Source organism: Granulosicoccus antarcticus IMCC3135 (assembly GCF_002215215.1).
Taxonomy (GTDB): domain Bacteria; phylum Pseudomonadota; class Gammaproteobacteria; order Granulosicoccales; family Granulosicoccaceae; genus Granulosicoccus; species Granulosicoccus antarcticus.
Genome location: NZ_CP018632.1, coordinates 6,540,938 through 6,557,471, shown reverse-complemented (window position 1 = coordinate 6,557,471; position 16,534 = coordinate 6,540,938). Strand labels below are relative to the sequence as shown.

Here is a 16,534-nt window from a genome sequence, read left to right as displayed (position 1 = left end):
TTTTGCTGAATTTCTTCTGAATGTCGGGGTAATCGGAGATGAACGCGTCCACAACCAGCATCGGTCAGTACACGTTGAACCGGCGTCTCGGGTGTCTGGAGGATGGCCGGGGCAATGCGCAGCACCTTCGGCCCAAATCCTACCGCGTGCTTGAATTACTCATCGAGCGCAGGGGCACGCTGGTGTCAAAAGACGACCTCGCCGCAGGGGCGTGGAACGATCTGACGGTAACAGACGAATCGCTGTCGCAATGCATCAGTGATATCCGCCGGGTTCTTGGCAAAGAGGATGCAAAACTGCTGCGCACAGTGCCACGGCGCGGCTACGTTCTCAAAGCGCAGGAAACTCACGCCGACAGTCCCGAGTCATCAGCATGGGGCATTCGGGTGGGGACGGTGGTATTGAGTATGGCTGCAGCCGCACTTGCGATCTTGTTTCTCTCCGGAAGTCCGGAGCACGAGGCGACAGGTGCGGCAATCGAGGACTCTGTTGCCAGTGTAGGCGTCCGGCTGCCGACATCAGGGAGTCAGGATTGGCGCGAGAGGGATGCCAATGATGAGTTGCGTGCAAAGCTGAATGAGATCCTTGCGTCTGATCCCCAAGATGCTGATGCATGGGCGGAGCTGGGCCAGACATACTGGCTGGAAGTCAAGTACAGCGCCTGGGGAGGTGGTCGCCGAGAGCTTGGCCAATCTCTTGGAGCGCTTGAGCGTTCACTTATCCTCGGCGGAGGAGCCGTTGCGTATCGAGTGCTTGCTGAAGTGCGGCTCGATGCACCGTTCAAAGATGCGCGCTCACTGGTGGATGCGCTTGCGGCTGCGCAGGCGGCGGTCCTGTTAGCCCCCACAGATCCTGACGGCCTGGCTATCCTTGCCGATGCTCTCCTGGCCAACGGCTATGCAGAAGAGGCGGTTCCACTTATCGAACAGGCGATCGCAGCGGTCGCAGCGCCTCCGGACCGCTACCGGGAAATAGCCGGGCTGATCTATCTCGTGGAGGGCGAGCCGGCCAAGGCCGTCGAAGAGTTTGGACGCCTTCACGGCGCCGGTACGTTCTCGGGAATGCGCGACTACAAAGGATGGTTTCTGGCAGCGAGCCTGGCGCATGCGGGCCGGATCGAAGAGGCGTCAGCGGTGATTCGGCAAGCACAGATTTCACGGCCCGAACGCACTTTGGACGGTGTTGCGGTATCGCTTGACAGCTTGGACGGTCAGAAAATTCTGGAATTGGTGCTGGAGGGTCTGAGGCTGGCGGGAATGCCGGGTTAGTCTCGCTCGACCACATCGGCCGTGGGTTCGACTTTTCCAGCTTTAAAGTCCAGGTAGCTCAACCAAGTCGCGGCAATGCCAGGGTCGGCGGTAATTTCAGTCTCGATCACTTGTGCCCATGATTGCTTCAGCCTGCCAAGGAGCTGATCGGGCCACTCAAGAATTTGAACCCCTTGAGCGCGAAAATCTGCGATCACAACATCCTGGCGGGCAGCTGCAACATCGCGGGTCCAGCGAAGAGATTCGTCGCATGCGTGCATGATGGCAGCACGCTGGCTTTCGGATAGCGCAAGCCATGTCTTTTCAAGGATAAGTAGTTCAAGCGCGGTGGAAGGTTGCTGCCAGCCCGGAAAGTAGAGATATGGCGCGAACTCCGGAAACCCGAGCAGGATGTCGATTGATGGCATTGCGAATTCAGCCGCATCGATTACGCCACTTTCAAACGCCGGGCGAATATCGCTCGCTGGGAGCTCGTAGGTCGTGACCCCAAGATTTCTCAAGGTCTGGGCGCCGTATCCAAAGCTTCGCATGGCAAGCCCATCCAAGTCCTCGACAGTCTCGATAGGAGACCGGAACCATCCTCCGCCTTCTTCAGGCAAAACACCGCAGTACAAGCTGTGCAGTCCGTGGCGCGCGTATATCTTATTGAGTGCCTTGGAGCCTCCGCCCTGCAACATCCATTCGGAAAATTCATCCGGATTCGGCCCGAACGGAAAACCGCCGAAAATGGTCAGTGCCGGATCTTCGCGGTGATGATGTCCGGGTGACCCCCAGATCGCGTCCACCAAGCCTGAACGGAGCGCTTCAAAAGCATCAACATCCATAACAAGCTGGTCATGTACATTAACGTTGAACACCCCGTTTGTCGACGCGTCGACTTCGTCGGCAAAGATTCGTGCGGACTCACCAAAGAGTTGAGGGTGTAGCAAACTGTTCATGCGCCATTGGACTCCTTCAGCCAACAGTGCTGGCGAGGAGCAAGCGACGAACAGGCATATCAAAGACAAACGTATCCAGTAATACATGCAAACAGCCTACGCCGTTGAGCTGCGAAGATCCTGCTCACATGTGGGAAAAACCACTGTATTTGTGCGTTCTACCAGGGTTAACCAAAGATATAGTCAGGATGGGTTGATAAACGCATGCATGGATCGGGACAGGGGACTGACTCTACACGTGTAGAGTGGAATTTAAGGTTTACGGCAATCCTCGACGGTATGAATACCGGCCTGGCCCCAAAAAGGGGCAATAAGCTGCCGATTGTGCTAAAACCAGAGTGATAATTTTCATATACGGATGCCCTGAAGAATGTCGTCAACCTCCACCAATCTTGCCTCGGACTCCTGGGCAATAGCTGATCTGTTGCGCGGCGATTTCAAGCAAAGTCAGTATGGGCGGATCATCCTGCCGTTTGCTCTGCTGCGTCGGCTGGAATGCGTACTGGAGGAGAGCAAGGAGGCGGTGCTGGCTCAGGTCGATAAAGTGGAGGCTATGGGCCTGCCGGAAGAGGCTGCCGAACAGTTGCTGATTCGGGCCACCAATGGGCTGAACTTCGTCAATACCTCGAAGATGGATCTGTCGAAGCTGGGGGAGTCTGGCATACAGGCCAACCTGATCTCCTACATGCAGGCGTTCTCCAGAGATGCCCGTGAGATCTTCGAGTATTTCAACTTCGCAGAATTCATTGGTCAGTTAGGGGATGCCAATCTGTTGTATCAGGTGGTGCAGCGGGTACGCCAGATCAACCTGGACCCCAAGGTGGTCTCCAACCATGACATGGGGCTGGTCTTCGAAGAACTGATCCGCCGTTTTGCAGAAGGCTCCAACGAGACGGCCGGTGAGCATTTCACCCCACGCGATATCGTGCGCCTGACTACTGCACTGGTGTTCATGGAAGACGATGATGCCCTGACCAAGCCCGGCATCATCCGCACCATCTATGACCCCACAGCGGGTACCGGTGGTTTCCTGTCCTCGGGTATGGAATACGTACACGAGCTGAACCCCAATGCCGTGATGCGCGCCTTTGGCCAGGAGCTGAACCCCGAAAGCTACGCCATCTGCAAGGCGGACATGCTCATCAAGGGGCAGGAAGTGAACAACATCAAGCTGGGCAATACCCTGTCCAACGATCAGCTCTATGCCATGCAGTTCGACTACATGCTATCCAACCCGCCATTTGGCGTGGACTGGAAGAAGATCGAGAAGGATGTGGAAACCGAGCAACGGGAGAAGGGCTTTGATGGCCGCTTCGGCCCCGGCTTGCCGCGCAAGTCCGATGGCTCCCTGTTGTTCCTGATGCACCTGATCAGCAAACTGCGCGATGCCAAGGAGGGCGGTGGCCGTATCGGCATCATCCTGAATGGCTCACCATTGTTTACTGGCGGTGCCGGTTCTGGCGAGTCCGAGATACGCCGCTATATTCTGGAAGCCGATCTTCTTGAAAGCATCGTGGCTCTGCAGGCGTTTTCCGGCATAGCGAACGCCTTTTCCGCAGAAAAGCTACTATACGTGCATATTCGCGAGCATTCTGATCATAGCGCTATGATGACTGAACGAGCTAGCGCTTAGATGTCAGTATTTTGTCAGCCAGTGAAAACGATATTGGGAAAACGTGGTGTCGAATTCCCATATTTTGGTGCAAAATTCCGCTCAATCTCCAATAAAAGATAGGCAATAATAATAAAAAATGATTACCGGTGAAATAAAGAGCCAGGTCGATAAAATCTGGACAGCTTTCTGGACTGGCGGTATCTCTAACCCTCTCACGGTTATCGAGCAATTTACCTACCTGCTGTTTCTACGTCGTCTTGACGAAAAGCAACAGCTTGAAGAAAAGAAAGCCAACTTGATTGGCAGCGAACTCAAAAATCCGATCTATAGCGCTGAATATACAAAGCTGCGTTGGCACAGTTTTGTCGATGAAGATCCTGAGGCGTTATATGCGCTATTTACTCAGCCGCAAAAAGACATGGATAATCTGACTGCGTTTGAGCTGATGAAGCAGCTTGGTTCTAAAGCTGGTGCATTTGCGCAATATATGAAGGGCGCGACCTTCATGATACCCACGGCAAGATTGCTCGATCAAGTTGTTCAAATGATCGACAAAATTGCAATGGATGATCGGGACACTAAAGGTGATTTGTATGAGTACCTGCTGTCAAAAATTGCCACCGCAGGTACTAACGGTCAGTTTCGTACACCGCGTCATATCATTAAAATGATGGTAGAAATGACACAGCCTACTGCTGAAGACACCATATGCGATCCATCAAGTGGCACCGCAGGTTTTTTAGTCGGTGCCAGCGAATACATACACGAACATCGTGAGCTTCCGGCAGCCCAGTAAAATTTCACCCTGATTGTCTGGTTCACTGTGTCTCCACCAGCAACCGATTCTTTGGAGACAGTCGATGAACGCAGCCGTAGTTGATTTCAAACCTTCACTGAGAAGCGCTCAGCACGCTTTCGAACAATGGCGCAGCAGCCGGACACGACGTGGACCGACACCGATGGCATTGCGCCACTGTGCGGTGGCGTTGCTTGAGCAACACTGTGCCTTCCATGTTTGTCGGGCATTGCGCATTAACGCCAATGCACTCAAACAATGGTCTGGTACGCAGCCTGCACCCCATAGTACTTCCCCGGAGTGTCCTGTTGATGCCGAGCATCCAGCTGGCTTCGTTCGGTTACCCCACGTTGAAAAGGCTTTGGTTGAGCCGGCTCCGCCAATCACTGAAAGTCTGATCATCGAGCTACCTAACAAGGCCGTGATTCATATCCATCGTGCATTCACGCTCGACGAGGTGTTCCAGGCGGCCGCCCGGGTTGGCGGCAACACGAGGGCCTGCTGATGATTCTGCTTACCCATCAAAGCCCGATACTGCTTGGGGTGGCTCCTTCGGATTTCAGGCGCGGAATTGACGGCTTCGTTGCTCAGTGCCGGAACACGCTGGAACAAGATCCAAGTGATGGAACGATTTTCGTGTTTATCAATCGCGCAAGGACCATGATTAGAGCCTTGAGTTATGACGGTACTGGCTATTGGCTGATGACGAAAAGACTCTCGCGTGGCAAGTTCACCGGCTGGCCTACTGGCCATGAAGCCCTGTCACCGGCCAGTGCCCGGCAACTGCGCTTGTTGCTCAGCGGCGAGTGGTTCTCAGCGGGTCAACCCACGTCAGAACCCGGTGATTGTCATGCAACGCCCCTTGCGTCTTCACAGGTATCCGCTATGCTTTGTCCCACTCCCGCAACAACACCCCGTGCTCCCCAATCCCCTCGACCATGAGCGTGCAAGCCCCCAAGTCCCCAGCCAAGGGTGAGAAAACCACCGGTTTCATCGACCTGAGCGAGGCCCAGCTCGATGAGCTGATGGCACGCATTACCGAGGCGCGCGAGCATGGCATGGCGCTTAGTGCCGATGACTATGACCTGCTTAGCAGTGCCATGTTGACACTGGCCAGCTTGCAAGAGCGCATCAGTCACAACGATCTCACCATTGTGAAGTTGCGAAAGCTGCTGGGCATGATTAATCCGTCCGAGCAGTTGAAAAACCATCCCGGTAAGAAGAAAAGCAACGGTGCCGATGGCAACACGAAAGCCGATGCTGACGGACAGCCCGACACAGCACGCCCGCGTACCGGCACCGACAAGAAGGACAGGCGCAAGAAGAAGGACAAGAAGCCTGCCATCAAACCCACGGTCCATCATCATGGCATCGAGGGCTTGAACAAGGGTGATGGTTGCCCCAGTTGTCAGGCTGGCAAGGTGTACAAGTACCATCCAGCCCAGTTGCTGCGCATTGTCGGGCACTCGCCCTTCAGTGCCGAGCAGCATGTGAGCGACCAATTAAGATGCTCGGCCTGTCATGAAATTTTTACTGCCGAACTGCCACCTGAGGTGCGTGCCGATGGACGGCCCGATCAGATGTATGGCTACTCGGCCTGCGCCCTGATGGCGATCTACCGGTACTTTGCCGCTACCCCGTTCTACCGCCAGGAGACACTGCAAGGGTTGCTCGGCTCACACCTGAGCGCCTCCACGATCTTCGATCAGTGCCAGAAGCTGGCCGATCACTTGACGCCGGTGTTTGTGGCCATGATATCGATGGCAGCCAACGCTGAGTTGTTCTATCTGGATGACACGACGCACCGAATTCTGATTAAACAGGCAGCACCCAAGGGGCGCGAACACCGCTCAGGGGTTTACAGCTCGGCCTGTCTGGCTATTTTGCCAAAAGAGGGAAATAGTGCAACCACGGATCCTCCGACACTAATGCCGGCACAACGATTGGTGCTGTATCAAACCAGCGTGGGTCACGCTGGCGAATGGTTCGATGAGATTCTGGGTAAACGAGAATCCGGATTGCCGGTGCCCATTCTGATGAGCGATGCCTTGAGCTCCAATCACGTGACTGACAAGGACTTTGTGGTCTCACTTTGTAACTCGCATGGTCGAAGGGGCTTTGCCGAGCTGGCCTTGCAATGCCCCGAGGAGAGCCTGTTTGCACTGGAGCTTTACGCCGGAATATGGGTCAACGACGATCATTGCAAAGAACAGGTGTTCGATCCCCAGCAGCGCCAGGCCTATCATCACGCGCATTCACTTCCATTGATGGCTCAGATCAGACAGTGGTGCCAGGCACAGACCGTAGAGGGTGGTCCGGTGGAGCCAAACAGCAATCTGGGCCGTGCCATGGCGTACTTTGATCGACACTACGACGGATTGTGTGCTTTCTGCCATACCCCCGGGGCGGCATTGGATAACAACGAGTGCGAAAGAATCATCAAGTTGATGGTCAGAGGCCGCAAGAATTCTCAATTCTTTAAGACAGAGAACGGCGCGCAAGTCTCAGACACCATCACCTCGATACTGGCCACCTGTATGGAGTCAAATGTCGATGCCTTAGCCTACTTGATAGCGGTACAGAGAAATCAGCTAGCCGTGCGTGCCGCCCCGCAGAACTGGATGCCCTGGAACTACCCCAGCCAGCAAAAGTGATTCTGACGTAGCACAGTTGAGCCTCGAATTTTACTGGGCTGCCGGAAGCTCACCATATTTCCGAAAACTTGGGGGCTCGACGTCAAACATCGCAGCTTCTGAGCGGTAATTAGAGCGCTACATTTGATGGCGCAGACATAGGCAGTGAGGCTTGGGCCCAATGCTAGCTATACGCGTTCCGTTGGACACCAGCGCAAGTTACCCGTATCATTCGGATATTTAAATTCATCCGAACCATTATAGTGAAATATACGCCACACGTTAATCTAAACGATCCTTCTTTCTTGCAATAGCTTGACTGAAGGTAACTACTCAGCCTGCCGATGCACGAAAGTACTAGACAGCCGCCCAGTATCCTTTTATAACTCAGATCATGCTCACCCCCGTCGACTTCAGCACACTCACCTTAGCGCAGAAAGATGCGTTGATCGTGCAACTGTTGGAGAAAGTCGTTGCACTAACCAGACAGGTTCAGGGGGTACAAGCGCAGCTCAAACTGAACAGCCGCAACAGCAGTAAGCCACCGTCAAGTGACGGCTACAAAAAGCGTAAATCGAAAAGTACCCGTGCTAAGAGTAGTAAGCGCCCTGGAGTGCAACCGGGTCATCCCGGCAAGACGTTGAAGGCGACGGCTCATCCGGATCACATCGTGGATCATGCAGTGGAAGCCTGCACCCGCTGTGGGCTGGATTTGAGCACGGTACCCGTACCCGTACCCGGCTTCGAAGCGCGCCAGGTATTCGATATCCCGCCGATCAAGAATGAGGCGACCGAGCATCGTGCACAGATCAAGGCATGCCCGTGTTGCCAGAGCCGCAACAAGGCCGCCTTTCCAACACACGTCAACCAGTCACACAGAGGTTCAGTGCGTGGCTATCTGAGAAAGTATCAGATGCTGCCCTACGCACGACTCAAAGAGGGGGTGGCGGACCTGTCCCAGATTCGTCTTAGCCAAGGAACTGTGAACAATATTTTGATCCGTGCCTACCATCATCTGGCGGAGTTCGATACCAGGGTCAAAGCCATGGTCATTGACAGCAAGGTGGCCCGCTTTGACGAAAGCGCTCTGCGCGTGGGCAACCAGCTGCAGTGGCTGCCACCGAGCAGACTACCAATTACTGTCGACAAGTCAAACGCTGATATGGAGCCATGATGGCGATGGGCATTCTTGAGGGGTTCAAGGGATACGCTGTACATGATTGCTGGGCCAGCTATTTTCGCTTCGCCATCCTTCATGTGCTGTGTGGCGCTCACTTTCTGCGTGAGCTGATCCATGCTCATGAGCAGCATCAACAGAGCTGGGCCGAGAAGTTGATCACTTGCCTGCTGAATGCCAATAAGGAGACCGAAGAGGCTCGGACCAAGGGAGCGTCAATGCTTGATGAGTCTCGCATCAACCACTACGATCGACGCTACAGTCGGATACTGCGCCAGGGACGCGCCGAACTGCCGGTGATGCCTATATCAACGACAAAGAAGCGAGGGCGAGCCAAACAACACAAGGCGAAGAACCTGCATGACCGGCTATTCAGATACAAGGTTGAAACGTTGGCCTTTCTCTATGATTTGACTCTGCCTTTTGACAATAATTTTACCGAGCATGATGTGCGAATGATCAAGGCCAAACTAAAGATATCGGGCTGCTTTCGCTCCGAGCAAGGTGCTGACATCTTTTGCCGGACTTGTGGCTATATTTCCTCAGCGAAAAAACAGGGCCGTAAAGTACTTAATTCCCTGCGTAAAAGCATCCAAGGCCAAGCCTTCAATCCAGCTATTGTATCAGTGGGCTGAGCAGTTACAAATTGTAGTACAAATAATTCGTTTAATCAATTGGTGCAATAGGAAACCTTCAATGGACGTCAGCCAAAAAATAAAATCCCTAATTGCATATAATTTGGAAAATGAAGACATTTCGTTTGATAAAGAGTATCAAAAAACATTTGAAAACGAAGGCTTGCGGAAGTCAGAGTATATCCTAAATATTTTATCTTCAAACAACGAAACTGCCAAGGAAGATTTTAGTGAATATTTATTAGTTAGTATAGGTGGAGCGGACGGCTCTGAAGCGGAGCATTTGTTGAAATCCACTAAAATAAAAAAAGCCATTCTAGTAGAAATAAGTGATTCCGCTGCTAATGCAGCTAAAGAGAAGTCAAAGGAAATTCTGGATAAATATGGGAAAGAGCTACGTGTAATGCAAGGTGATCTAACCCAACGCCTTGAAGAGCTTATACGAGAGATGAATGATTTCAAAAATACTGCAAATAATCCAGGACTAGTATTGTCTATGCAAGCAGTTTTGCATGAACTTCCTAAAAGAAGTCCAGGATTTCGACTTAGTGTTTTTTTTGGTCAAATATTTAGTGTGTTCAATAAAAATGTGTTTTTCGCTAGAGAGCCTATCAGAGTGGAGCGATGGCCAGAAATTGTTGAAGTAAAGGTTGGGAATGCTACTTCTGGAGATCTGGTAAAGTTAGCCAATATAATTAATGACAAACTATCAATTGCTGAACTCGAAACCACTGCTATTGCCAATGGGTATATTAATATCGATTCGACTTTGGCAGTCGAGCTTCTGCATAAATTAATAAGATCAAATAGTGTCAATAATTTCAAATATGAATTGGGTGAGCAGCTAACAAGTATAGACACAGCAATTCTTCAAAAGACCATTGAGAGTCATTTAGGAGCAGCAACTGTAACAATTGAACCTACAGTAACCGAAGGGTTCAAGGAAGCTTGGAGATTACATGAAGTTGATGTAAAGGACGAACATGGTAGCCAACTGTCCTTCCCAAATACACATGCCCGTATTGTGGCAATCTCTATTAATAAGCAACTGCCAAATGATATATCAAAAATTTCCAGACGCTCGAAGAGACGGGAAAAAAATGAAAAGCAGAAAAGTGAAATTAACACTATTTCAAATAGAACGGATATAAGAAATTATTATAGAGATAATATTGAAGGGGTTAAATCACGTTTCTACGTTTATGGTGTTGGCTTGGGTGGTTTTGCAGGGGAGTATCGTGAGCTAATTCAAAAGAAAATACGCGAAGGTGTGGATGTCAAAATATTATCCCTTAGCCCGAGAGAAGAAATATTTCAGATATATTTTGAAAATCAGTTCTATTCTCTATTGGGGTGGAAAGACTTTGAATCTGGGAACGGTGGCAAGGCTCAGAATGATTCTAAATACCTACAAGATTGGGTATTTGAAGAAAATCTGAAAATACTAAAGGAAGGGGGAGAAAAATTGATTGAGTTGAGATTTTATTCCTCTTTGCCGGTCGGAGCGATTATGATTGTCGATGACACAATATTCTATAGCCCATCGTTAGTTAACAATAGCGATGATAACACCACCATGGTTTTCGAGAAGGAAGACAAGCCGTACGATAAATTTAATAGATATTTTGATGATCTATGGGCGAGTTTGAATTTTTCGCAGTCTGCAATAGATACGCACATTCTGCATAGTTTTAACGATCGAGGTTGTTTGATTCAGTCTTTGCGTAAGCGTAGAAGATACAAATTCAAACCAGAAGAGATTGTGGAAAATTATGGGTCATTTGTCGATCATGCAAAACACAAACTTCTTTACAATGAACTAGCTCCACTTTTCCTGCAGGCTTCATCTAGAAACACGAAAAAGGAGATCGAATTCATCAGAAGTATGGAGCACGTTCGTGGTGAAGCAGTCGAATACATAGTGGATTTAGGATGTGGAGTTGGAAGACACGCGACGATATTGTCTGCATACTACAAGGTAACCGCCATTGACATTTCTGAGACTGAAATAGAAATAGCCTCTAAAACTAAAGGAGCGATTTTCCAAGTTGGCGACATACGTGATTGGGACACTGCAGAAAAGCCTGACTTGGTTATCTGTATGTGGTCAACATTAAACTATCTAAGTACTGCAAATGACTTAGACAAATTTATAGATAGTTGCAATAGGAATATGGATGACACGGGAGTCCTTGTATTAGATTTGAAAAATCCAACAAAGGTTATAAATAAATCTTACAAAAGGAGGTCATACTCCTATCCGTATGAAATTAATTTAAAAATCGATAAAAAAGTAATAAACAAAAATGTTTTAAATGCAATATACACATACGATATAAAAAATTTGCAAACAGGTGAAAGTGTTTATGTTACCGACCAAGAAATTAACAAAAAATATGAATTAGAGGATATTAGAATAGCCTTTTCAAGAAGCTTTTCTATAGAGCATGTTTATGGAGATTACTCAACCAATTCTGCATTTGATGATAATTCTGACAGGATGATAATCGTGTTGAAAAAGATATCTGCATCAAGGGATGCCTAGTGGGGGGGCGACGAAGTGGGAAAACTTATTGTCATAGAAGGGATGGACGGAGCTGGCAAGTCAACTGTTTCGGGTCTGCTAAGCAAATTGCTAAATAATAGAGAATATTCAACAATAAATATGTCGTCAGTGTTTGAAGGATTTTTGACATCTGCAAAATATGTTAATGACAATTGTGGAGTAGATGCACATTACTTATATTTTCTATCTTCTGTAAAACATTGCTCAGACACGATAGAGAAAAAATTGGCCCATGGTAACGTAGTTTGTGACAGATACATTTACAGCACAATCGCCTACCATCCGACCAGTGAATTGAGTGTCTCAGTTGATATTTCTACATTGGAATTAGTGCAACCCGATTTTACATTTTACCTAAGCGTAAGTGATGAGTCCATCAGACAAGAGCGATTGAATAATCGTGCACAACGGTCTGTCTCTGATCGACTCATTAAAACTAAAGGCAGTTATATGGATACAGTTGAAAAAGCATACGAGGAACTTGGCCTTGTAACAATTGACTGCACGACGAAGACGGCTCAGAAAATTGCAGAGGAATTGTTCGTTGTTGTTGAGGCTAAGTTGGAGAAAGTGATTTGATTCCGAGGAACTACCGCTGTACACCGTATTTTTTCGCGATAGTGGTCTTTAAGACACAGTAAATAGGTACAAAATATTTCTTCAAGTCCATTCACCGAAACTGTAAATCATTTTGTGTATATACCCGTGACGGTTGCAGGTAAACGTGTCTCACGCTCACCAAATAAAATAGTGTAGAAGGTGATCTCGGTGAAATTCCGGCACCCGTGACCGTCTCCTTTGAGGACAAATCTGCCTGTCGTTACTACTGCGAATACTGCACCAGATAGTTTGTACGGTGACCAATATAGCAACCAGTTGTCAGGCAGAGCAGCATCACATGCTCACATTTCCTACAAGTCCCATAAATGTACTCCGAAGCAATGATCATTAGAATCAAGATAAAATCACTATAATTGTTAAATGCTAATGTGAATTATTAGTGTTTAGTTCTGTTTTAGAATTGGTAGAACCATAGCGAAAACACCTCGGAACAGGGTGACCGGAAAACCTACGGATATGTTTTACAACACTGGCATTGCCACCTATGTGTGGGTGCTGTCGAACAAGAAACGAGAAGAACAAAAAGGCCAGGTACTGCTGATCAATGGCGTGAACCTCTACGGCAAGATGAGAAAGTCCTTGGGGTCCAAGCGCAATGAGATGAGCGAGAAAGATGTGGCTACCATTGTTCGCTGCTTTGGTAACTATGAGGCGGTGGAACGACAAGCCCTGGACAAACCCGCCGAGCAGAAAAGCAATCGCGGACGCCAGTCTGCCAATGCCAAGGAGGCGGTAGCCAAGACCTTCGCTGCCAAGTTGTTTGCCAGCCATGAATTCGGGTATCGACGCCTGACCATCGAACGCCCCTTGCGACAATCCTGGCAGTTCAGTGATGAGCTATTGAGCGAACTGCGCTTCTCTAGTAGTCGTGCCATCAATACGGCGATGAAGTGGGTGTATGCAGAATACGGGGAGACTTACTGGTCCGATGAAGAGGACTGTGAACAGTATGGGCAGTTGATTGACTACGAGACCGAGATTCGTGTGCATATCAAGGCCAACCTCAGTGCCATGAAGGAAAAGGATATCAAGGACCTGTTGAATGAGAAGACCTGGCTGAATCAGAAAGCCTTGTTACTCAAAGCCCGCGCCTTGCAGGGCGAGATTGGCAATGAGCAGCATGATGATGTGAATCCGCTGGATTGTGTGTTGAAGACCGCCTGCAAGACCTTGGATATCAAGCTGGAGACGGCGGAGAAGAAGCAATTACTGAGTGCGATCTGCTGGACCAATCCGGAGGCGGAGAAGGTTGTCAAGAAGGTGCACAAGGCAGAGGCTGATCCGGTGTATGGACTGTTTGAAACCACGGATGCGAAGGGCAAAGCACAGGTAGTGGAATACACGCCGGACAGTGATCTTCGGGATAACGAGAATGTGCCACTGGACCCAAGCCGTAGTGTCAATGAAGTGAATGAGGCGTACTTTGCCAAGGAGGTGCAGCCGCATGTACCGGATGCGTGGATTGATGCATCAAAGCGGGATGACAAGGATGGGGATATCGGGATTGTGGGGTATGAGATTCCGTTTAATCGGCATTTTTATGAGTATGTGCCACCGCGGGATTTGAGTGTGATTGATGCGGAGTTGGCGGAAGTGTCGCGGGAGATAATGGGGTTGTTGGGTGAGGTGGGGGTGTGAGTAGGTATGAGGCTTATCCGGAGTATCGGGATAGTGGTGTTGAGTGGTTGGGGAATATTCCCAGTAACTGGGAAGCAGTAAAAATTGGCCACTTGGCTTCGGTAAAGAGAGGTGCTTCACCCCGACCGATCGAGGACCCCATATATTTCGATGACGAAGGTGAGTATTGTTGGACTCGCATTGCTGATGTTTCAGCTTCAAAGATGTACTTGGAAGGGTCGATTCAACGCTTGTCGGATATCGGGAGTTCATTGAGCGTCAAGCTAGAGCCAGGGGCAATTTTCCTGAGTATTGCCGGAACAGTGGGCAAACCCTGTATTACTGCGGTGAAGGCGTGTATTCACGATGGATTTGTATATTTCCCGCAGCTGAAGATCCCTCCCAAATTGCTGTTTTATGTATTTGCTGGCGAACAAGCCTACAAAGGATTGGGGAAGTTCGGAACTCAGCTTAACCTGAACACAGAGACTGTTGCGGGAATAGCGATCGGAATAAGTGAGCCGAGAGAAATGCAGAACATAGTGAGTTTCCTCGACCACGAAACCGCCCAAATAGACACGCTGATCGAAAAGCAACAACAACTGATCAAGCTGTTGAAGGAAAAACGTCAGGCGGTGATCAGTCATGCGGTGACGAAGGGATTGAATCCGGATGCGCCGATGAAGGATTCTGGGGTTGAGTGGTTGGGGGAGGTGCCGGAGCATTGGACTGTGTCACAGTTAAAATTCTGCACATTAGAAATGCAAACGGGACCGTTTGGAAGCCAGCTGCACTCCGAAGAATATGTTGAGAACGGAACACCGATAATTAACCCAGTTCATATGATAGAGGGCAAGCTAGTTCCCGAAAGTAAGGTTTCAGTTGATGATGAAACAGCCGAAAAGCTGTCACGTCATGTACTTCGTGCTGGAGATTTGATCTTTGCTCGTCGTGGCGAGCTTGGTAGATGCGCTGTCGTTGGAACGGAAGAAGAAGGCTGGCTATGCGGGACTGGTAGCTTAAGGGCTACTCTAAAAAGTCGGTTAAGTTCAGAGTATGCGTACCTGCTTGTTACTGTAAGCGTTCACGGCGTTGCAATAGCGTTTTCTGACTATGTAGGCTATTCTGAAGAAAAGGCCCCGCGAGTTTATTAGCCATCATCGTGCCCGATCCTCATCTATCAAATCCACCCCAAACGCTTGATGAGGCTCGCACTCAGATCGAGCAATTGTGGGATGTGGTTGGTCAGTTAGAATCGATAGCCTCAGATCTTAAAGCGCAGAATGAGGAGCTTGTTGAACAGGTTCGAGAGCTGAACGAACGCATGGGCAAAAGCTCGCGTAACTCCTCCCGTCCACCCTCTTCAGACTCCACCTCGCAACGAGTCAACCGAAAAAAGAAACCCAAATCTACAAAACGAAAGGGTGCGCAGCCGGGTCATGAAAAGCACGAACGCCCGCTGGTACCCGAAAGTGATGTCGATCAGATTCAGCGCTATTTTCCGACCGCGGCCTGTGGCTGTGGTGGCTCTATTTTTGTCGATCCCGAGCCACGCTGTCGTCACCAGGTGTTTGATATCCCGGTGGTGCGTTTTTCAGTGATTGAGCATCAGCTGTTCGGTGGGCAATGCAACGGGTGTGGCAAACATCATTGCGCCCAGACTCCCGATAGCGTGCCTTCGGGGCAGATGGGCCCCAATCTGGTGGCACTTATCGCTCATCTGTCCGGGCGTTATCATTTGTCGATTCGTAATATTCAGGATTATCTGGTTGAGCACTGGCAGTTGCATTTCAGTCTCGGTGCCCTCTCTCAGGCTCAGGCAAAAGCGACGAGCGCATTAGGCGACCCGTACCGACAGATTGGCGATTTTGTTCGCCAACAACCCGTGGCGCATGCCGATGAAACACGGCATTTTCGCGGCAATGAGTGCCGTTGGCTGTGGTCGTTAGTGTGTGTCCAAGCTTGCTATTTCCTGACACAGGCCTCGCGCGGCAAAGAGGCTGCCGATAGGCTGTTAGGCGAATTCACAGGGTATTTGGTCACTGATGACTACGTGGGTTATAACCGTGTACCGGAAAGTCGTCGTCAACTGTGTTGGCCGCACCTGATTCGAAAATTCATCGATATTGCTGGACGGGTAAGCAATGGCGGCAAGATCGGACGCCGACTTTTATTACTTGCCCACGCGGTTATCCGCACCCGGCATCGATGGCAAGATCAACTCATCAACGAGGCTGTTTATTACCGGCGAATGCAGCGACTACGCCGCAGCTTTCACCAGACGCTGGAGCGAGGTGCCCGGCTACGAATCGATGGACGAACCAAACGTCAATGCCAACATCTTCTCAAGCGAGAATCGATGTGTTGGACCTTTCTCAAAGATCACAGGATCCCGCTAGACAACAATAGCGCTGAGCGTGCGCTTCGGCCCTATGTGATCTGGCGCAAGTTGAGCTTTGCCACCCAATCGTATCAAGGCGATCAGTTTCGTCCCTTGATACTGAGCATCGTGGGCACTGCACAACGGATAGGGATCTCAAGCTATCAGTTTATCCGCATCGCGTGTCACCAGTCGATGATTGAGGGCGAGGTGAAAGTGCGCTTTCCGTTTGATACGCCTCGGTTAGCGACTAGCTGAAAGAATCAGCTGCGGTTCCTACACCCCGCA

General features: G+C 49.8%; 12 protein-coding genes and 2 pseudogenes. 13 read left to right on the top strand and 1 reads right to left on the bottom strand.

What is annotated here, in order from left to right; translation table 11 throughout:
* The first annotated feature begins 38 nt into the window (after positions 1 to 38).
* A complete protein-coding gene (locus IMCC3135_RS28330) occupies positions 39 to 1,268 on the top strand; it encodes a winged helix-turn-helix domain-containing protein (RefSeq protein ID WP_205737763.1) in 1,230 nt (409 codons plus the stop codon).
* Here IMCC3135_RS28330 and IMCC3135_RS28325 read toward each other — a convergent pair.
* Complete coding sequence (locus tag IMCC3135_RS28325) at positions 1,265 to 2,206, bottom strand: TRAP transporter substrate-binding protein (protein WP_205737762.1); 942 nt, start codon at positions 2,204 to 2,206, stop codon at positions 1,265 to 1,267. The genes IMCC3135_RS28330 and IMCC3135_RS28325 overlap by 4 nt on opposite strands.
* Before the next feature lie 370 nt (positions 2,207 to 2,576).
* Between IMCC3135_RS28325 and IMCC3135_RS28320 the strand changes: the two are divergent.
* The 12 genes and pseudogenes from IMCC3135_RS28320 to tnpC (IMCC3135_RS28265) form a co-directional block, all read left to right on the top strand.
* A pseudogene (locus IMCC3135_RS28320) lies at positions 2,577 to 3,728 on the top strand (type I restriction-modification system subunit M); the annotation flags it as partial.
* A 229-nt stretch (positions 3,729 to 3,957) separates the two neighbouring features.
* The gene (locus IMCC3135_RS28315; RefSeq protein WP_088920640.1) at positions 3,958 to 4,617 is read left to right on the top strand and encodes a type I restriction-modification system subunit M; all 660 of its coding nucleotides are present in this window, start codon (positions 3,958 to 3,960) and stop codon (positions 4,615 to 4,617) included.
* A gap of 64 nt (positions 4,618 to 4,681) precedes the next feature.
* The gene (locus IMCC3135_RS28310; RefSeq protein WP_088915919.1) at positions 4,682 to 5,122 is read left to right on the top strand and encodes a hypothetical protein; all 441 of its coding nucleotides are present in this window, start codon (positions 4,682 to 4,684) and stop codon (positions 5,120 to 5,122) included.
* Positions 5,122 to 5,559 (top strand): IS66 family insertion sequence element accessory protein TnpB, encoded by a 438-nt coding sequence (gene tnpB, locus IMCC3135_RS28305; RefSeq protein WP_088915918.1) that lies wholly within the window; start codon positions 5,122 to 5,124, stop codon positions 5,557 to 5,559. The genes IMCC3135_RS28310 and tnpB overlap by 1 nt, the downstream gene beginning before the upstream one ends.
* On the top strand, positions 5,556 to 7,271 hold the full coding sequence (tnpC, locus tag IMCC3135_RS28300; protein WP_088915917.1) for an IS66 family transposase: 1,716 nt from the start codon (positions 5,556 to 5,558) through the stop codon (positions 7,269 to 7,271). Before tnpB ends, tnpC (IMCC3135_RS28300) begins: the two co-directional genes overlap by 4 nt.
* Before the next feature lie 373 nt (positions 7,272 to 7,644).
* Complete coding sequence (locus IMCC3135_RS35185; RefSeq protein WP_088920639.1) at positions 7,645 to 8,424, top strand: DUF6444 domain-containing protein; 780 nt, start codon at positions 7,645 to 7,647, stop codon at positions 8,422 to 8,424.
* A 5-nt stretch (positions 8,425 to 8,429) separates the two neighbouring features.
* Positions 8,430 to 9,062 carry an IS66 family transposase gene (locus tag IMCC3135_RS35180; RefSeq protein WP_157736327.1) on the top strand — a complete coding sequence of 211 codons (633 nt, stop codon included), beginning with the start codon at positions 8,430 to 8,432 and terminating at the stop codon, positions 9,060 to 9,062.
* A gap of 61 nt (positions 9,063 to 9,123) precedes the next feature.
* Entirely contained in the window at positions 9,124 to 11,607 is a 2,484-nt protein-coding gene (locus tag IMCC3135_RS28285) for a class I SAM-dependent methyltransferase (RefSeq protein ID WP_088920637.1), read from the top strand.
* Positions 11,608 to 11,622: 15 nt separating this feature from the next.
* Positions 11,623 to 12,207 (top strand): dTMP kinase, encoded by a 585-nt coding sequence (gene tmk, locus IMCC3135_RS28280; protein ID WP_088920636.1) that lies wholly within the window; start codon positions 11,623 to 11,625, stop codon positions 12,205 to 12,207.
* Between the two features lie 498 nt (positions 12,208 to 12,705).
* On the top strand, positions 12,706 to 13,887 hold the full coding sequence (locus IMCC3135_RS28275; RefSeq protein WP_088920635.1) for an N-6 DNA methylase: 1,182 nt from the start codon (positions 12,706 to 12,708) through the stop codon (positions 13,885 to 13,887).
* Positions 13,884 to 14,604 (top strand): annotated as a pseudogene (locus IMCC3135_RS35665) (restriction endonuclease subunit S); the annotation flags it as partial. The gene IMCC3135_RS28275 and the pseudogene IMCC3135_RS35665, both read left to right, overlap by 4 nt.
* Positions 14,605 to 15,028: 424 nt before the next feature.
* A complete protein-coding gene (gene tnpC / locus IMCC3135_RS28265) occupies positions 15,029 to 16,504 on the top strand; it encodes an IS66 family transposase (RefSeq protein ID WP_088920634.1) in 1,476 nt (491 codons plus the stop codon).
* The last annotated feature ends 30 nt before the right edge of the window (positions 16,505 to 16,534 follow it).